We start from the raw sequence: 16564 nt of genomic DNA, 5'->3' as shown, positions 1-16564 counted from the left end.
CCGTACAGGGCGCCGCTGTTCGCGTTCCGCCGGCCACGGGAGTGACGCCGGGGACGGACCAAGTGACAACGAGAGGGCGGCCGCGCATGCGGATCGGGTTGGTCGGGGTCGGACGGATCGGGGCGTTTCACGCCGCGACACTGAAGGGTCTGCCGGCCGTCGAGCAGGTGGTGATGGCCGACGCGGACGCAGGCCGGGCCGAGCTGACCGCGAAGGAGCTCGGGGCCGAGTTCGCTCCCGATGTCCCCGCGTTGCTGACGAGCGGGATCGACGGGCTGGTCATCGCCGCCGCGACCTCCGCGCACGCCGAACTGATCGAGGCGGCCGTCGCGGCGGGCATCACGACCTTCTGCGAGAAGCCGGTCGCGCTCGACCTCGCCGAGACCCAACGGGTCGTCGAACTGGTGGAGGGCTCCGACGTCCCGGTACACATCGGCTTCCAGCGCCGCTTCGACGCCGGCTACCAGGCTGCCGCTCAACAGGTGCAGTCCGGCGAGCTCGGATTCGTGCACCACATCCGGGCGAACACCAACGACGCGTTCCCTCCGCCCGCCGGGTACATCCCGACCAGCGGCGGGTTCTTCCGCGACTGCACGGTGCACGACTTCGACATCATCCGGTACGTCACCGGCCGCGAGGCGGTCAGCGTCTACGCAACCGGCGCCAACCGCGGCGAGACCTTCTTCGGCGAGTACGGCGACGTCGACGCGGCCGCCGCGCTGCTCACGCTGGACGACGGCACCTTCGCCGCGGTCAGCGGAACCCGCTACAACGCGGCCGGTCATGACGTCCGCATGGAGGTGCTCGGCAGTCTCGGCTCGATCGCGGTCGGCCTGGACGAGCACACCGCGCTGCGCTCGGTCGAAGCCGGTGTGACCTTCCCCGGCGGTGATCCGCACACCACGTTCATGGATCGCTTCCGCCTGGCGTACGTCGCCGAGCTGACCGCGTTCACCGAGGTCGTCGCCGGCACCCGCGACGTCCCCTGCACAGTCCGCGATGCCCTGCAGGCCTTCCGGATCGCCGATGCCTGCGAACTGTCCCGTTCTGAGAACCGTGTTGTCCGCTTGGAGGAGATCGGCCGATGAGTGACGTAGCTGCCCGGATCGCCGGAGCCCCGATCTCGTGGGGAGTCTGCGAGGTGCCCGGCTGGGGCTGGCAGTACGACCCGGAGACGGTACTGGCCGAGATGCGCGACGTCGGGATCGCGGCGACCGAGTTCGGGCCGGACGGATTCCTGCCTGGAGACCCGGCGGAGAAGGCGAAGACGCTCGCCGATGTCGGACTGCGTGCGGTCGGCGGATTCGTACCGGTGGTGCTGCACGACCCTACGCACGATCCGGTCCCCGAGGTTGCGCGAGCGCTGGAAGGGTTTGTCGCCGCAGGCGCTGCGACCCTCGTGATCGCTGCCGCGACCGGGCGTGACGGGTACGACGACCGGCCGGTGCTCGACGACGCCGGCTGGGCCACGCTGCTCGCCAACCTCGATCGGCTGGCCGAGCTCGCCGCGACCCAGGGCGTGCTCGCCACGATCCACCCGCACGTCGGCACGATGGTGGAGAACGCGGAGGACGTACGCCGGGTGCTCGCCGGCTCGGCCACCGGACTGACGCTCGACACCGGTCATCTGATGATCGGCGGCGTCGACCCGGTCGCGCTTACGCTGGAGCACACCGGCCGGATCAAGCACACGCACCTGAAGGACGTCGACGCGGCGTGGGCTGCGAAGGTCCAGTCCGGTGAGGTCAGCTACACCGACGCCGTCCGCGAGGGCATGTACCGCCCGCTCGGTCAGGGCGACGTCGACCTGGCCGCCATCGTCGGCGCTCTCGAGACCTCCGGCTACCAAGGCTGGTACGTTCTCGAGCAGGACACCATGCTCCAGGCCCACCCGACCGACGAAGGGCCCGTCGTCGACGTTCGCGCGAGCATCGCTCATCTCCGCCACCTCGCCGCCGGAGCCGACGCGGCCGCGGCCAGTGGAGTGGAAGCCCGTGCCGGCGCCGACCGGGCCGCGGGTGTGGGAGAGGGCGCACGGCCCGACGCTGCGGCCGGTGGTGGCCACGAGCGTGCGGGAGCCGGCCGTGCCGCGGGGGCGGGCGAGGGGGCGCGGCCCGGTCCGGCCGCGACTGGTGGTGGGCATGAGCGTGCGGGAGCCGACCGTGCCGCGGGTGCGGGTGCGGGTGCGGGTGCGGGCGAGGGTGCGCGGCCCGGTCCGGCCGCGACTGGTGGTGGGCACGAGCGTGCCGGCGCCGACCCGGCTGCGGGAGAGAGCGCGCAGGTCGATGGGAGCAGCGACTCCGCGGGGTCGGTCAAGGGTGGGGTGGTCTGATGGTGGACGACGTACTGACGATCGGGCGGATCGGTGTCGACCTCTACCCGTTGCAGACCGGTACGCACCTGGAGGACGTCGAGAGCTTCGGGAAGTTTCTCGGCGGCAGTGCGACCAACGTCGCGGTGGCGGCGGCCAAGCACGGGCGCAAGGCGGCGGTGATCAGCCGGACCGGGAACGACCCGTTCGGCACGTTCATCCACCGGGCGCTCGGCGAGCTGAACGTCGACGACCGGTTCGTCACGCCGGTCGAGGGACTGCCGACGCCGATCACGTTCTGCGAGATCTTCCCGCCGGACAACTTCCCGCTGTACTTCTACCGGTTCCCGAAGGCGCCGGACCTGGTGATCAACCCCGACGAGCTGGACCTGCGGGCGATCAAGGACGCGAAGATCTACTGGTCGACCGTCACGGGGCTGTCGGCCGAACCGAGCCGATCGGCTCACTTCGCCGCTTGGGAGGCCCGCGAACGCCGGCCGATCACCGTGCTCGACCTGGACTACCGGCCGATGTTCTGGGCGGATCCGAGTGAGGCGCACGCGCAGGTCAGCAAGGCGCTCGACTACTGCACGGTTGCCGTCGGCAACCGGGAAGAGTGCGAGGTCGCGGTCGGGGAGACCGATCCGGACAAGGCGGCGCAGGCGCTGCTGGACCGGGGACTGGAGCTGGCCGTCGTGAAGCAGGGCCCGAAGGGCACGCTGGCGCGAACGCGGGACGAGCGGGTGGAGGTGCCACCGTTCCCAGTCGAGGTGGTCAACGGGCTCGGCGCCGGCGACGGCTTCGGTGGAGCGCTTTGTCATGGTCTCCTCGCAGGGTGGCCGCTGGAACGGATCATTCGGTTCGCGAACATCGCGGGCGCTGTCGTGGCATCGCGCTTGGAGTGCTCGACGGCCATGCCCACCGAGGCCGAGGTCCTGGCGCTGATGGGTGAAGACGCATGAGCACCGAGCAACTCGGAACCGGTGGATCTCTGCCGGGTGGGACCGGTGGCGCACAGCCGGGCGGAGCTGTCGGCGCACAGCCGGGCGAAGGCGGCAGCGCTCAGCCGGGCGGAGGCGGCAGCGCTCAGCCGGGCGGAGGCGGCAGCGCTCAGCCGGGCGGAGGCGGCAGCGCTCAGCCGGGCGGAGCCAGTGGCGCACGGCAGGACGGAGTCGGCGGCGCACAGCGGGGCGGAGCCGGAAGAGTACCCGAGGCCGGGGTGGACGCCGGCGATAGACCGACTGGATCGGTTGGCGGGGAACGTGCTCGATCGGGTGGCGGGAGCGGGCGGGGACGTGGGGTCGAGTGGGGCGCTGGGCAGAGCGTGGACCTGACCGAGCTGCGGGTCCGGCATCCGGAGCGGGTGGCCGAGGCTTGGCAGCAGCGCCGGCGGCGCGAACTGGTCGGTGAAGACGGGCGGCTGCTGATCGTCGCCGCGGACCACCCGGCGCGCGGGGCGCTGGGGGTACGCGATGACCGGATGGCGATGGCCAGCCGGCCGGGGCTCATCGAGCGGTTGTGCACGGCGCTGCAGCAGCCCGGGGTGGACGGCGTACTGGCCACTCCGGACGTGCTGGAGGACCTGCTGCTGCTCGGCGCGCTGGAGGGCAAGGTCGTCGTCGGGTCGATGAACCGGGGTGGGCTGCAAGGTTCCTCCTTCGAGCTGGACGACCGGTTCACGGCGTACCGGTCGGCGAACGACATCGCTTCGCGCCGGCTGGACGGCGGCAAGATGCTGACCCGGATCTGCCTGGACGACCCGGGCACGGTGGCGACGCTGGAGAGCAGCGCGCAGGCCGTCACGGAGCTGGCCGAGCGCAAACTGATGGCCATGGTCGAGCCGTTCTGGTCGACGAAAACCGACGGGCGGGTCAGCAACCTGCTGGACCCGGACTCGGTGATCCGGTCGGTGCACATCGCCGCCGGGCTCGGCGCGACCAGCGCGTACACCTGGCTCAAGCTGCCGGTGGTCGACGAACTGGAACGGGTGATGGAGGCGACGACCCTGCCGACCTTGCTGCTCGGCGGCGATCCGACTGTCGCGCCCGAGGAAACCTATGCATCCTGGGGCAAGGCGCTGAGCCTGCCGTCCGTCCGCGGACTCGTCGTCGGCCGGGCGCTGCTCTTCCCGCCGGACGGCGACGTGGCTGCCGCGGTCGACCAGGCCGCCACGCTGGTGCACGGAGGAGCCGCATGACGACTCACGGAGGTACGCATGACTGAGTGGTTCAGGCCGGCCGGGACCACCGCACGGGACGGCTACGACCTGGTCGTCCGCCCCGGCGAGCAGGACTGGCACCACACGGGTCTGACCGTGCGGACGTTGCAGCCGGGGCAGTCCGTCGAGTTCGACACCGGGGACTGTGAGTACCTGGTGCTTCCGTTGAGCGGATCGGCCGAGGTGATCGTCGACGGTGAGACCGTGCCGCTCGGTGGTCGCGCGGACGTCTTCGCCGGTCCGACGGATCTCGCCTACGTCCCGCGTGGGACCACCGTGGCCGTCGTCAGCGCCGGGGGAGCCCGGATCGCCTTCCCGCACGCCAAGGCCGCGAGCGACTACCCGTTCCGCCGGATCGGCACCGAGCAGGTGGAGACCGAGCTGCGTGGCGCCGGCGTCTCGTCGCGACAGGTCCGCAACTTCGGTACGCCGGCGGTGCTCGAGGCCGACTCGATCATCGCCTGCGAGGTGCTCACGCCGGCCGGCAACTGGTCGTCGTACCCGCCGCACAAGCACGACGAGCACAAGCCGGGTAAGGAGACCGTGCTCGAGGAGATCTACTACTTCGAGCTGCAGCTCTCCGACGACGCGCCGGAAGAGGTCAAGGGCAACGACCCGATCGGCTACCAGCGGGTCTACGGGACCGAGGACCGGCCGATCGACGTACTGGCCGAGGTCCGGGACGGCGACCTCGTGCTGGTCCCGCACGGGTGGCACGGTCCGGCGATGGCACCTCCCGGCTACGACATGTACTACCTCAACGTGATGGCCGGTCCGGGCACCGAACGCGCCTGGCTGATCAGCGACGACCCGCAGCACGGCTGGGTCCGGCAGCTGTGGGACAGCCAGCAGATCGACCCACGGCTCCCGTTCGGCGAGAAGTGACAAGCTCGGCCCAGTCATGACCCCAGAAGCGATCAACGCAGTTTCGATCGATCCGCGGCTATCTTTCGGAGGACAGCGATGACGGTACGTCTCACGGTCGCCCAGGCGCTGGTGCGATTCCTGAGCGTCCAGTACTCGGAGCGCGACGGCGAACGGCAGAAGCTCTTCGCCGGCTGCTTCGGCATCTTCGGGCACGGCAACGTGGCCGGACTCGGCCAGGCGCTGCTGCAGGCCGAGCTCGAGGACCCGACCGCCTTGCCGTACATCCTGGCCCGCAACGAGCAGGCCATGGTGCACAGTGCATCGGCCTTCGCTCGGGCCAAGGACCGTCTGCAGACCTACGCCTGCACGGCCAGCATCGGGCCCGGCTCGACCAACATGGTCACCGGTGCCGCGCTGGCGACCGTGAACCGGCTGCCGGTCCTGATCCTCCCCTCGGACGTCTTCGCGACGCGGGTGGCGTCGCCGGTGCTGCAGGAACTGGAGAGCTTCTCGGCCGGCGACGTCTCGGTGAACGACGCCTTCCGCCCGGTCTCGAAGTACTTCGACCGGGTCTGGCGCCCCGAGCAGCTCCCGTCGGCGCTGCTCAACGCGATGCGCGTGCTGACCGATCCGGTCGAGACCGGCGCAGTGACGATCGCGCTGCCGCAGGACGTCCAGGCCGAGGCCTACGACTGGCCGGAGGAGCTGTTCGCCGAGCGGACCTGGTACGTCGCCAGGCCGTTGCCTGAAGCATCGATCGTCGAGAAGGCGGCCGAGCTGATCCGCTCCGCCGAGCGCCCGTTGATCGTCGCCGGTGGCGGGGTCGCCTACTCGCAGGCGCAGGACGCGCTGCGCGCCTTCGCCGAGGCGACCGGCATCCCGGTCGCGGAAAGCCAAGCAGGCAAGGGATCGCTGCGCTACGACCACCCGCAGTCGGTCGGCGCCGTCGGCTCGACCGGAACCACGGCAGCGAACGCGCTGGCCCGCGACGCCGACCTGGTGATCGGCATCGGGACCCGCTACGGCGACTTCACGACGGCGTCGCGGACGGCGTTCCAGAACCCGGGCGTGAAGTTCGTCAACATCAACGTGGCGCGGTTCGACGGTGGCAAGCATGCTGGTCTCCCTGTGGTGGCGGATGCGCGGGAAGCCCTTGTTTCGTTGGGCTCCGCGCTCGGCGGGTGGTCCGTGCAGAGAAGGTACACGGATTCGGCCACCGAGCTGGCAAAGCAGTGGGACGAGGTTGTGGAAAACCACTACAACCCGCCCGTCGAGGTGACCGGAAAGCTCGCGGAAGGACTGCTCACCCAGGGCCAGGTCCTCGGTGCCGTCAACGAATTGTCGGCGGCGTCTGATGTCGTTGTCTGTGCGGCCGGCTCGATGCCGGGCGACCTGCACAAACTCTGGCGGACCCGCGACCCGAAGGGCTACCACGTTGAGTACGGCTACTCCTGCATGGGATACGAGATCGCCGGCGGTCTCGGCGTCCGCCTGGCTGCCCCGGACCGCGACGTCTTCGTCCTGGTCGGCGACGGGTCGTACCTGATGATGTCGAGCGAGCTGGTCACCGCTGTCCAGGAGAACGTGAAGATCATCGTCGTCCTGGTGCAGAACCACGGCTTCGCGTCGATCGGCGCGCTGTCGGAGTCTCTGGGCTCACAGCGATTCGGTACGGCGTACCGCAAGCGCGGCGCGGACGGGCGGCTCGACGGCGACCACCTGCCGGTCGATCTCGCGGCGAACGTGCGCAGCTTCGGCGTCGAGGTGATCGACGTGGCCAGCCGTGACGAGCTGGAGAAGGCGATCCACACGGCGAAGGCTGCCGACGGCCCGATCGCGATCCACGTGACCACCGATCCGCTGATCGGCTCCCCGGACAACGACTCGTGGTGGGACGTGCCGGTGAGTCAGGTCTCCGACCTCGACTCGACCCGCGCGGCCTCCGCGTCGTACGAGGAGTCGAAGAAGGCGCAGCGTCCGTACTGGGCGCCGGTGGAAGGTCGCTGAATGGGCAAGGTGACGATCGGCAGCGCGCCCGACTCGCGGGGCGTCTGGTTCGCCGACAACCCGCAGCAGACGCCGTGGACCAGGTTCCTCGACGAGGTCGCCGAAGCCGGGTACACCAAGATCGAGCTCGGACCGTACGGCTACCTTCCGACTGATCCCGCCGAGCTCAAGGACCAGCTGGACCGACGCGGACTCGAGGTCACCGCCGGTACGACGTTCGAGCACCTGCACCGCGACGACTCGTTCGACTCGACCTGGCGCGACGTGGCGAAGACCGCCGAGCTGGCGGCCACGATGGGTGCGAAGCACCTCGTCGTCATGCCGTCGATGTGGCGCGGCGACGACGGTGAGATCGTCGAGCCGCGACTGGACCATGAAGGGCAGGCACGGCACGGCCGACAGGTGACCGAGCTCGGCCGTCGGGTCTTCGAGGAGTACGGGCTGCGGACCCAGTTCCATCCGCACGCGGACGGGCACGTCGACACGCAGGACACCGTCGAGCGGTTCCTGGCCGAGACCGACGGCGCGCACGTGAACCTGTGCCTCGACACCGGGCACATCAGCTACTGCGGCGGCGACAACCTGGAGCTGGTCCGCAAGTACCCGGACCGCATCGGGTACGTCCATCTCAAGCAGGTCGACCCGGTCGTGCTCGCGCAGGTCCAGGCCGAAGGGATCGGTTTCGACGCGGCCGTCGCGCGTGGGGTGATGACCGAGCCGCCAGGCGGCGTACCGGAGATGCCGCCGGTGCTGCAGGCGCTGTCCGCGCTGGACGTCGATCTGATCGCGATCGTCGAGCAGGACCTCTACCCGTGTGCTCCGGAGGTGCCGTTGCCGATCGCGCGGCGCACCTTGACCTACCTGAACAGCCACGGGGGTGGTGCATCCGACTGACGGCCAGGAGAGTATGCACTCTCTGGTCACTAGCAACGCCGCGGCGTCCCCGCGGGAACTCGGAAAGGCTGGTTGTGGTCATGGTTCGGTGGCAAAGGAAGGCCCAGCGCAGAGCCGTCGTCACCAGCGCGGCACTCGCGCTGGTGCTCGCGGTGGGCGCCTGCAGCTCCTCCGGTGGTAAGCAGGAAGAGGAGAAGGCCGACGGCGGGTCGGGCAACGTCGCGACCACGCCGCGGATGAAGGTTGCCCTGATCACCCACTCCAAGGCGGGTGACACGTTCTGGGACATCGTCCGGCGCGGCGCGGAGGCGGCGGCGCAGAAGGACAACATCGAGCTGCAGTACTCCTCGGACCCCGACGGCGCCGCCCAGGCCAACCTGGTGCAGACCGCCATCGACTCCAAGGTCGACGGCATCGCGGTCACCCTGAACAAGCCCGACGCCGTGATCCCGAACGTGAAGAAGGCCGTCGCGGCCGGCATCCCGGTCACCGTGCTGAACGGCGGCCTGGACACCTGGAAGCAGTCCGGCGCGGTCGGGTACTTCGGCCAGGACGAGCGGATCGCCGGTGAGGCGACCGGTGACAAGCTCAAGCAGCTCGGTGCCAAGAAGGTGCTCTGCATCGTGCACGAGCAGGGCAACGTCAGCCTCGAGGCCCGCTGCCAGGGCATCAAGAACAAGTTCGGCAACGTCGAGAACCTGAACGTCGACGGTGCCGACCAGCCGGGCACGCAGGCGACGATCACCTCGAAGCTGCAGCAGGACAAGTCGGTCGACTACCTGGTGGGTCTGAACGCCGGCGTCACGCTGACCGCCGTCCAGGCCGCCAAGGACGCCGGGTCCGCGGCCAAGATCGGCAGCTTCGACATGAGCAAGGAGATGGCCAAGGCGGTCAAGGACGGCACCGTGCAGTTCGCCGTCGACCAGCAGCCGTACCTGCAGGGGTACCTCGCGGTCGACGCGATCTGGCTGGCCAAGACCAACGGCAACGCGATCGGTGGTGGCGAGGCCACGCTGACCGGGCCGTCGTTCGTCGAGAAGTCCAACATCGACGCGGTCGAGAAGTTCGCCGCGGCCGGGACCCGCTGAGGCTCGCGATGGCATCGACGATCGCGGCCCCCGCCGACTCCGACGACCGCGTCTCGGCGCGCTCGGTCGGCGCCCGGCTGCTCAGCCGCCCGGAGATCGGGTCGCTGGTCGGCGCCGCGGTGATCCTGGTCTTCTTCCTGGTCACCGCGGAGCCGTTCCGGGACATCAACAACACCGGGACGATCCTCTATCAGGCCTCGCTGATCGGCGTGATGGCCGTTCCGGTCTCGCTGCTGATGATCGGTGGCGAGTTCGACCTGTCGGCCGGTGTGGCGGTGACGACCAGCGGGCTGACCGCGGGCATCTTCGCCTACCAGTTCAGCGTCAACGTCTGGGTGGGGATGGCGGTCGCGCTCGTCTTCGCCCTGGCGGTCGGCCTGTTCAACGGCTGGCTGCTGATGCGGACCGGGCTGCCGAGCTTCCTGGTCACGCTCGGCACGTTCTTCATCCTGCAGGGCCTGAACGTCGCGGTGACCCGGCTGACCTCGGGTGCCGTCGCGTCGAACTCGATCAGCGACATGGACGGGTTCGGCTCGGCCAAGGCGGTGTTCGCCTCGGAGTTCAAGCTGGGCGGGGTGACGATCAAGATCATCATCGCCTGGTGGATCGTGTTCGTCGCGGTCGCCGCCTGGGTGCTGATGCGGACCAAGATCGGCAACTGGATCTTCGCGGTCGGCGGCGACGCGGCGTCCGCGCGGGCGGTCGGCGTACCGGTGACGAAGGTGAAGATCGGGCTGTTCATGACGGTCGGCTTCTTCGCCTGGTTCACCGGGATGCAGCTGCTGTTCGTGCAGAACGGCGTCGTGCAGTCCGGTGAGGGCGTCGGCAAGGAGTTCCTCTACATCATCGCCGCGGTCGTCGGTGGCTGCCTGCTGACCGGGGGCTACGGCTCGGTGGTCGGTGGTGCGGTCGGCGCGCTGATCTTCGGCATGGTGCAGCTCGGCGTCGTGTACGCGGGCTGGAACCCGGACTGGTTCAAGGCATTCCTCGGCGCGATGTTGCTGCTGGCCACGATCGTGAACCTGGTCGTCAAGAACAAGGCGGATGCCCGATGAGCACGACGGAAAGCTTCGCCGGCGAGGCGAGCGCGAGCCCGACCACGCCGATCGTGCACCTGGAGGACGTGGGCAAGAGCTACGGCAACATCCACGCCCTGCGCGGGGTGTCGCTGTCGGTCCGGCAGGGCGAGATCACCTGCGTGCTGGGCGACAACGGCGCCGGCAAGTCGACGCTGATCAAGATCATCGCCGGGCTGCACGACTACACCTCCGGGACGATGTCGGTGAACGGCGAGGAACGGCACTTCACCTCGCCGCGTGAGTCGCTCGACAGCGGGATCGCGACCGTCTACCAGGACCTGGCGCTGGCGCCGCTGATGTCGGTCTGGCGCAACTTCTTCCTCGGCAACGAGCTCACCAAGGGACCGTTCGGGGTGCTCGACTCCGCGAAGATGAAGCGGATCGCGCACGAGGAGCTGACCAAGATGGGGATCTCGATCCCCAACCTGGAGCAGCCGGTCGGGAAGTTGTCGGGTGGTCAGCGCCAGTGCGTCGCGATCGCGCGGGCGATCCACTTCGGCGCCAAGGTGCTGATCCTGGACGAGCCGACCGCGGCGCTCGGCGTGAACCAGTCGGGCGTGGTGCTGAAGTACGTCGTCAAGGCGCGGGACGCGGGGATCGGGGTCGTGTTCATCACCCACAACCCGCACCACGCGTACCTGGTCGGCAACCACTTCGTCATCCTCAAGCTCGGCCGGGTCGCGCTCGACACCCACCGGTCGGACATCACGCTGGAGCAGCTGACCACGGAGATGGCCGGCGGCTCGGAGCTGGAGGCGCTCAGCCACGAGCTGCGCGACTTCGACCCGGAGCGGGTGGTGACGCCGCAGGACAAGAAGGACTAGCTGGTACGGCGAGGAGCCGCGCCGGCTCGGTCGAACCGGGTCGACGCGGCAAGCTGCTGGAGGAAGAGGGCGCTGGGATGTGGCGCAGCGCGTGATGGAGCGGGACGGTGGTTGCCGGGGAACCGGTGGCGGCTGGGAGTTGGCGGCGACCGCAGGTTGAGGGGAGTCGGTAGCGACCGGCGGCCGAGCTCGGCGGTGGTGCTGGGGAGACCTGGTGGGTGCCGGAGGTGGTGCGGTGGTGGTCACCGGAAGGTTCGGTGGTCAGCGGGAGTGCGGCGCGGGCAGTCGTCGTACAACGTCGTCAGAGAGTAGGTGGAGATGCAGGACCTGAGGATCGGGATCATCGGGGTCGGGCAGATGGGCGCCGATCATGCCGAGCGGGTGGTGCGACGGATCTCCGGTGCGCGCCTGGTCGCGGTCTCCGACCCGGACCTGCCGCGGGCGAACGCCCTGGCCGAGTCGCTGTCGCGCCCGGCCGGGATCGCGGGTGCGACCGGATCCGCTGCCGCGACCGGCTCGGCGAGTGCGCAGACGGGCTCTTCGGCAGCGGGCGGGATTCGGGTGATCGAGGATCCGCTGGCGTTGATCGGGGACGCCGGCGTGGATGCGGTGATCATCGCGTCGCCAGGGTTCGCGCATGCCGAGCAGCTGATGGCCTGCTTGGAGCACGCGAAGCCGGTGCTGTGCGAGAAGCCGTTGACGATGGACACCGAGTCCTCGCTGCGTGTCGTCGAGGCCGAGCACAAGCTGGGGCGGCAGCTGATCCAGGTCGGGTTCATGCGACGGTTCGACCCGGAGTACGCGGCGCTGAAGCAGCTGCTCGACTCGGGCGAGCTCGGCCGGACCCTCCTGCTCCACAACGTGCACCGCAACAAGTCCGTGCCGGAGACGTTCCGCAGCGAGATGATCGTGCGCGACTCGCTCGTGCACGAGGTCGACGTCGCGCGCTGGTTGTTCGACGACGAGATCGCGCGGATCACCGTGCACGCGCCGAAGCCGACCAGCCTGGTCGCGAACGGCGCGCTCGACCCGCAGCTCGCGATCCTCGAGATGGCGAGCGGCGCGATCGCCGACGTCGAGGTGTTCGTGAACTTCCAGGTCGGGTACGAGGTGCGCTGCGAGGCTGTCGCCGAGAAGGGCAGCGCGACGATCGGACTCGGCGTCGACGTGCTGACCAAACGCGCCGGTCAGTGGGGCGGCGCCGTGCCGGAGGACTACCGAGCCAGGTTCGGTACGGCGTACGACGTCGAGGTGCAACGCTGGGTGGACGCGACCCAGCGGGGCGAGATCGACGGGCCGACGGCCTGGGACGGGTACGCCGCGGCTGCCGTGTGCACGGCCGGCATCCAGTCGCTGCAGGAAGGCCGGCCGGTCGAGGTCGAGATGGCCCGCAAGAGCGAGGTGCTCGGATGACCCGCACCCGCTCCCGACGTACCGGGACGACGCACCACCACGAGACCACCGCAGGATCGACGCGAGGGATACAGCTGTGAGCACTGAACGCATCACCCACCTGATCGGCGGGGCGCCCTGGACGGGTGTCTCGGAGCGCACCAGCAAGGTCTACAACCCGGCCACCGGCGAGGTGACCGGCGAGCTGGACCTGGCCTCGGCGGCGACTGTCGACGAGGCGGTCAAGGTCGCCCACGAGGCGTCGAAGGCGTGGGGGCGGACGTCGCTCACCAAGCGCGCGCAGGTGCTGTTCGCGTTCCGCGAGCTGCTGAACGAGCGCAAGGGCGACATCGCCGCCCTGATCACCGCCGAGCACGGCAAGGTGCTGTCGGACGCGCTCGGCGAGGTGACGCGCGGGCTCGAGGTGGTCGAGTTCGCCTGCGGCATCCCGCACCTGCTCAAGGGTGGGTTCAGCGAGAACGTCTCGACCAACGTCGACGTGTACTCGATCCGCCAGTCGCTCGGCGCGGTCGCGGTGATCTCGCCGTTCAACTTCCCGGCGATGGTGCCGTTGTGGTTCGTCCCGATCGCGGTGGCCTGCGGCAACAGTGTGGTGATCAAGCCGTCGGAGAAGGACCCGTCGGCGGTGAACGCGGTCGCCGCGCTGTGGAAGGAGGCCGGGCTGCCGGACGGCGTGATGAACGTCGTGCACGGTGACAAGGAGGCCGTCGACCGGCTGCTCGAGCACCCGGACATCAAGGCGGTCTCGTTCGTCGGGTCGACGCCGATCGCGCGGTACGTGTACGAGACCGGTACGGCGAACGGCAAGCGCGTGCAGGCCCTCGGCGGCGCGAAGAACCACATGGTCGTGCTGCCCGACGCCGATCTCGACCTGGCCGCCGACGCCGCGGTGAACGCGGGCTTCGGCTCGGCCGGTGAGCGGTGCATGGCGATCTCCGCGCTGATCGCGGTCGAACCGGTCGCGGACGACCTGATCGCGAAGATCAGGGAGCGGATGTCGACGCTGAAGACCGGCGACGGCACCCGCGGCTGCGACATGGGTCCGCTGGTCACCGGAGCGCACCGGGACAAGGTCGTCGGGTACGTCGAGGCGGGAGTCGAAGCCGGCGCCGAGCTGACGGTCGACGGACGGGAAGGGCCGTTCGACGGTGGTGAGGACGGGTTCTGGCTCGCGCCGACGCTGTTCGACAAGGTGACGCCGGAGATGTCGATCTACACCGACGAGATCTTCGGGCCGGTGCTGTCGGTGGTCCGCGTTCCGTCGTACGACGCCGCGCTGGAGCTGGTCAACTCGAACCCGTACGGCAACGGGACGGCGATCTTCACCAACGACGGCGGGGCCGCGCGGCGGTACCAGGTCGAGGTCGAGGTCGGCATGGTCGGGGTGAACGTGCCGATCCCGGTGCCGATGGCGTACTACTCGTTCGGTGGCTGGAAGAACTCGCTGTTCGGCGACACGCACGCGCACGGGACCGAGGGCGTGCACTTCTTCACCCGCGGCAAGGTCATCACCTCGCGCTGGCTGGATCCGAGTCACGGCGGCCTGAATCTGGGCTTTCCGACCGGCGACTGATTCGCAGGTGGGGTGTAGCGTCAAGAGGAACCCCCGGGGCACGAGGAGTACCGCGGCGAACCAGGCTCAGTCGAGTCGTCCGCAGTACGGGAGACATCTCAGCCCTGGAGTGCGTCATGTCCAAGAACAAAGGCGGACGCGAAGTCCGCAAGCCGAAACAACCCAAACAGCCGAAGGCCAGCCCGGGCGACAGCGCGATCATCCCGCCGACCAAGCAGGGGCGGAAGTAGTCGTCAGGCAGTAGCCAGGTGAGAACGCCGGCCGCCACGCATCCTCGAGGAGCGCGGCAGCCGGCGTTCGCTGTACTTGGGCGCTCTTCGCCGGGCTGTTCGTCTACGGCGGGGTGGTGGTGGCTGCGAGGGCCGGAGCAGTTGCCTGGCTTGGGGCGGGCCGGAGCCCCAGCGGGCGGATGCGGGGCCAGGCGGTGACGCTCACCGTGAGCCCCTCGGTGGAGGACGTGCTGGCCGGCAGTGCGAGCAATTGCCGGGGATGGTAGTCGTGCACGCTCGGCAGCTCCTGAGGTCGGAGCCGCATGCTCGCGGCTGGGGCGTGCCGTGCGGGCGGCGTTCGTCCGGACTGGCGCTGGGCGCGGGAGTCAGAGCCGGAGCCGCTGCGTGGGTGGGTGGGTGGGTGGGTGCGGAGGTGACGGCCGCTGCCGGTGTGCTGGGGGCGGCGTCTGGCGGTGACGCTCGCCTGGAGCCCTGGAGCCCTGGAGCGGGGTCGCGCCGTCCGGCGTCGGCGGGTTCAGCGCCGCCCTGGAGCCCTGGAGTCCCGGAGCCAGAGCCGCTGCCTGGGTGAGCGGGGGGCCGGAGCGGCTGCCTGGGTGAGCGGGGGCCGGAGCGGCTGCCTGTGGGGGTAGGGCGGAGTCCGGAGGGGCAGCGAGGCCCGGAGTTCCCGGAGAGGTTGGTGCTGCTGGCGCGCGGCTGCGCAGCCCCGGAGATGGGTGTCGCTTGCTCATGGGCGCGCGTACGGGGCAGACGTCCGTCGTAGCTAGTGGTTGCCGTGCCCGGGGCAGGGAGTCGGCTGCCTGCCCCGGGCGCCCGGCGTACCGGCTGAGCGGTCAGATTTGGGTGACTGGGCGGGGCTGGAGGCCGGCGTCCTGGTAGCAGGCGTCGATCAGTTCCATGGTGGCTACCGCGTCGTCGGCGTCGATGGGGAGGGGGGTGCCGTTGCGGAGGTGGGCGGTGAAGGCTTCGAGCTGGTACGTGTACGACGACTTGCGGCCGAGTTGTTCGACCCAGTGGTCTTCCTTGGTGGTGACGATCACCCGGTCGTCCTGGTGGGGGAGCACGAAGCTCGGGGCGAAGGCCTCGCCGCGGGTGCCGACGACCTTGAGGCTGAAGTCGAGCTCCTCGGCGGCCATGCTCGTGCGGACCGCGCCGGTCGCGCCGTTCGGGAACTCCAGGTCCGCGTTCAGCCACTCGTCGACGCCGGGCAGCCGCTTGCGTTCGCCGGCACGGGCGCTGACGAGCTTGGGCTGGCCGCCGCCCCACGGCGCGAGCATCCGCTGGGCGTGCAGCGCGTAGCAGCCGACGTCCATCACGGCCCCGCCGGCGAGTGCGAGCGACCAGCGCGGGTCCTCGTCGGCCGGCGGGCCCATCACCATCGTCGCCTCGACGTGCTGGAGCTCGCCGAGCTCACCCTTGGCGAGCAGTTCCTGGATCCGCTTGGTCACCGGGTGGAAGACGTAGTGGAAGCCTTCCATCAGTACGACGCCCGCCTCGCGAGCGGCATCGCGGACCTGGGCGGCCTCGGCCGCGTTGCTGGCCGACGGCTTCTCGGTCAGCACATGCTTGCCCGCGGCAATCGCGCGCAGGTTCCACGGCCCGTGCAGGCCGTTGGCGAGCGGGTTGTAGATCGCCTCGACCTCGGGGTCGTTGATCACGTCCTCGTACGACGCGTGCACCCGCTCGACGCCGTGCTCGGCGGCGAAGGCCTCGGCCCGTTCGGTGTCCCGGGCCGCGACCGCGACCAGCCGGGCGCCGGTCAGCCGGGCCGGTTCGGCGATCGCCCGGCCAGCGATCCGGGCGGCGCCGAGAATGCCGATGCGCAGCGGTTCCATGCCTTCTCCTTCAGATTTCATCCGTACGGCGGCGTACGGCGGGCTGGTCGAGGGCTTGCCGGACAGTGGTCGTCCGGCGGCGGCCGTCGAGTCCTGGCGGAGCGTGTCGTGGGGTTCGGGGGGTGCCGGACGGCGGATCGGCAGGTCCCGCTCCGGGGCCGGCCGGAAGCGCGTGTCGCTCGCCGGCGGCGATGACGGTGTCCGGATCGAAGGCGTCATCTTGCCCGA

Annotated in this window: 13 protein-coding genes; 12 read left to right on the top strand and 1 reads right to left on the bottom strand. The window is 69.9% G+C overall.

Going from position 1 to position 16564, the window contains the following annotated elements; translation table 11 throughout:
• Positions 1 to 86 precede the first annotated feature (86 nt).
• From ACLQ2O_RS39010 to ACLQ2O_RS38955, 12 genes are all read left to right on the top strand, one after another.
• Positions 87 to 1088, top strand: a complete 1002-nt coding sequence (locus ACLQ2O_RS39010) for a Gfo/Idh/MocA family protein (protein WP_425842523.1) — start codon at positions 87 to 89, stop codon at positions 1086 to 1088.
• On the top strand, positions 1085 to 2332 hold the full coding sequence (locus ACLQ2O_RS39005; protein ID WP_425842522.1) for a sugar phosphate isomerase/epimerase family protein: 1248 nt from the start codon (positions 1085 to 1087) through the stop codon (positions 2330 to 2332). The genes ACLQ2O_RS39010 and ACLQ2O_RS39005 overlap by 4 nt, the downstream gene beginning before the upstream one ends.
• A complete protein-coding gene (gene iolC / locus ACLQ2O_RS39000; protein ID WP_425842521.1) occupies positions 2332 to 3273 on the top strand; it encodes a 5-dehydro-2-deoxygluconokinase in 942 nt (313 codons plus the stop codon). The genes ACLQ2O_RS39005 and iolC overlap by 1 nt, the downstream gene beginning before the upstream one ends.
• 362 nt (positions 3274 to 3635) lie before the next feature.
• On the top strand, positions 3636 to 4508 hold the full coding sequence (locus ACLQ2O_RS38995; RefSeq protein WP_425842520.1) for a Cgl0159 family (beta/alpha)8-fold protein: 873 nt from the start codon (positions 3636 to 3638) through the stop codon (positions 4506 to 4508).
• Positions 4509 to 4526: 18 nt separating this feature from the next.
• Positions 4527 to 5414, top strand: a complete 888-nt coding sequence (gene iolB, locus ACLQ2O_RS38990) for a 5-deoxy-glucuronate isomerase (protein ID WP_425842519.1) — start codon at positions 4527 to 4529, stop codon at positions 5412 to 5414.
• Between the two features lie 78 nt (positions 5415 to 5492).
• Complete coding sequence (gene iolD / locus ACLQ2O_RS38985) at positions 5493 to 7403, top strand: 3D-(3,5/4)-trihydroxycyclohexane-1,2-dione acylhydrolase (decyclizing) (RefSeq protein ID WP_425842518.1); 1911 nt, start codon at positions 5493 to 5495, stop codon at positions 7401 to 7403.
• The gene (locus ACLQ2O_RS38980; RefSeq protein WP_425842517.1) at positions 7404 to 8297 is read left to right on the top strand and encodes a TIM barrel protein; all 894 of its coding nucleotides are present in this window, start codon (positions 7404 to 7406) and stop codon (positions 8295 to 8297) included.
• 80 nt (positions 8298 to 8377) lie between these two features.
• Positions 8378 to 9385 (top strand): substrate-binding domain-containing protein, encoded by a 1008-nt coding sequence (locus tag ACLQ2O_RS38975; RefSeq protein ID WP_425842516.1) that lies wholly within the window; start codon positions 8378 to 8380, stop codon positions 9383 to 9385.
• An 8-nt stretch (positions 9386 to 9393) separates the two neighbouring features.
• Positions 9394 to 10440 carry an ABC transporter permease gene (locus ACLQ2O_RS38970; RefSeq protein ID WP_425842515.1) on the top strand — a complete coding sequence of 349 codons (1047 nt, stop codon included), beginning with the start codon at positions 9394 to 9396 and terminating at the stop codon, positions 10438 to 10440.
• Entirely contained in the window at positions 10437 to 11288 is an 852-nt protein-coding gene (locus ACLQ2O_RS38965) for an ATP-binding cassette domain-containing protein (protein ID WP_425842514.1), read from the top strand. The genes ACLQ2O_RS38970 and ACLQ2O_RS38965 overlap by 4 nt, the downstream gene beginning before the upstream one ends.
• A 318-nt stretch (positions 11289 to 11606) precedes the next feature.
• On the top strand, positions 11607 to 12701 hold the full coding sequence (locus ACLQ2O_RS38960; protein ID WP_425842513.1) for a Gfo/Idh/MocA family protein: 1095 nt from the start codon (positions 11607 to 11609) through the stop codon (positions 12699 to 12701).
• 76 nt (positions 12702 to 12777) lie between these two features.
• Positions 12778 to 14274 carry a CoA-acylating methylmalonate-semialdehyde dehydrogenase gene (locus ACLQ2O_RS38955; protein ID WP_425842512.1) on the top strand — a complete coding sequence of 499 codons (1497 nt, stop codon included), beginning with the start codon at positions 12778 to 12780 and terminating at the stop codon, positions 14272 to 14274.
• A gap of 1060 nt (positions 14275 to 15334) precedes the next feature.
• On the opposite strand, the gene ACLQ2O_RS38950 is transcribed toward ACLQ2O_RS38955, so the two are convergent.
• The gene (locus tag ACLQ2O_RS38950; protein WP_425842511.1) at positions 15335 to 16555 is read right to left on the bottom strand and encodes a Gfo/Idh/MocA family protein; all 1221 of its coding nucleotides are present in this window, start codon (positions 16553 to 16555) and stop codon (positions 15335 to 15337) included.
• Between the last annotated feature and the right edge of the window lie 9 nt (positions 16556 to 16564).

This window comes from Kribbella sp. DT2 (genome assembly GCF_049844575.1).
Lineage (GTDB): Bacteria > Actinomycetota > Actinomycetes > Propionibacteriales > Kribbellaceae > Kribbella.
This window is presented reverse-complemented; position numbering and strand designations above follow the sequence as displayed.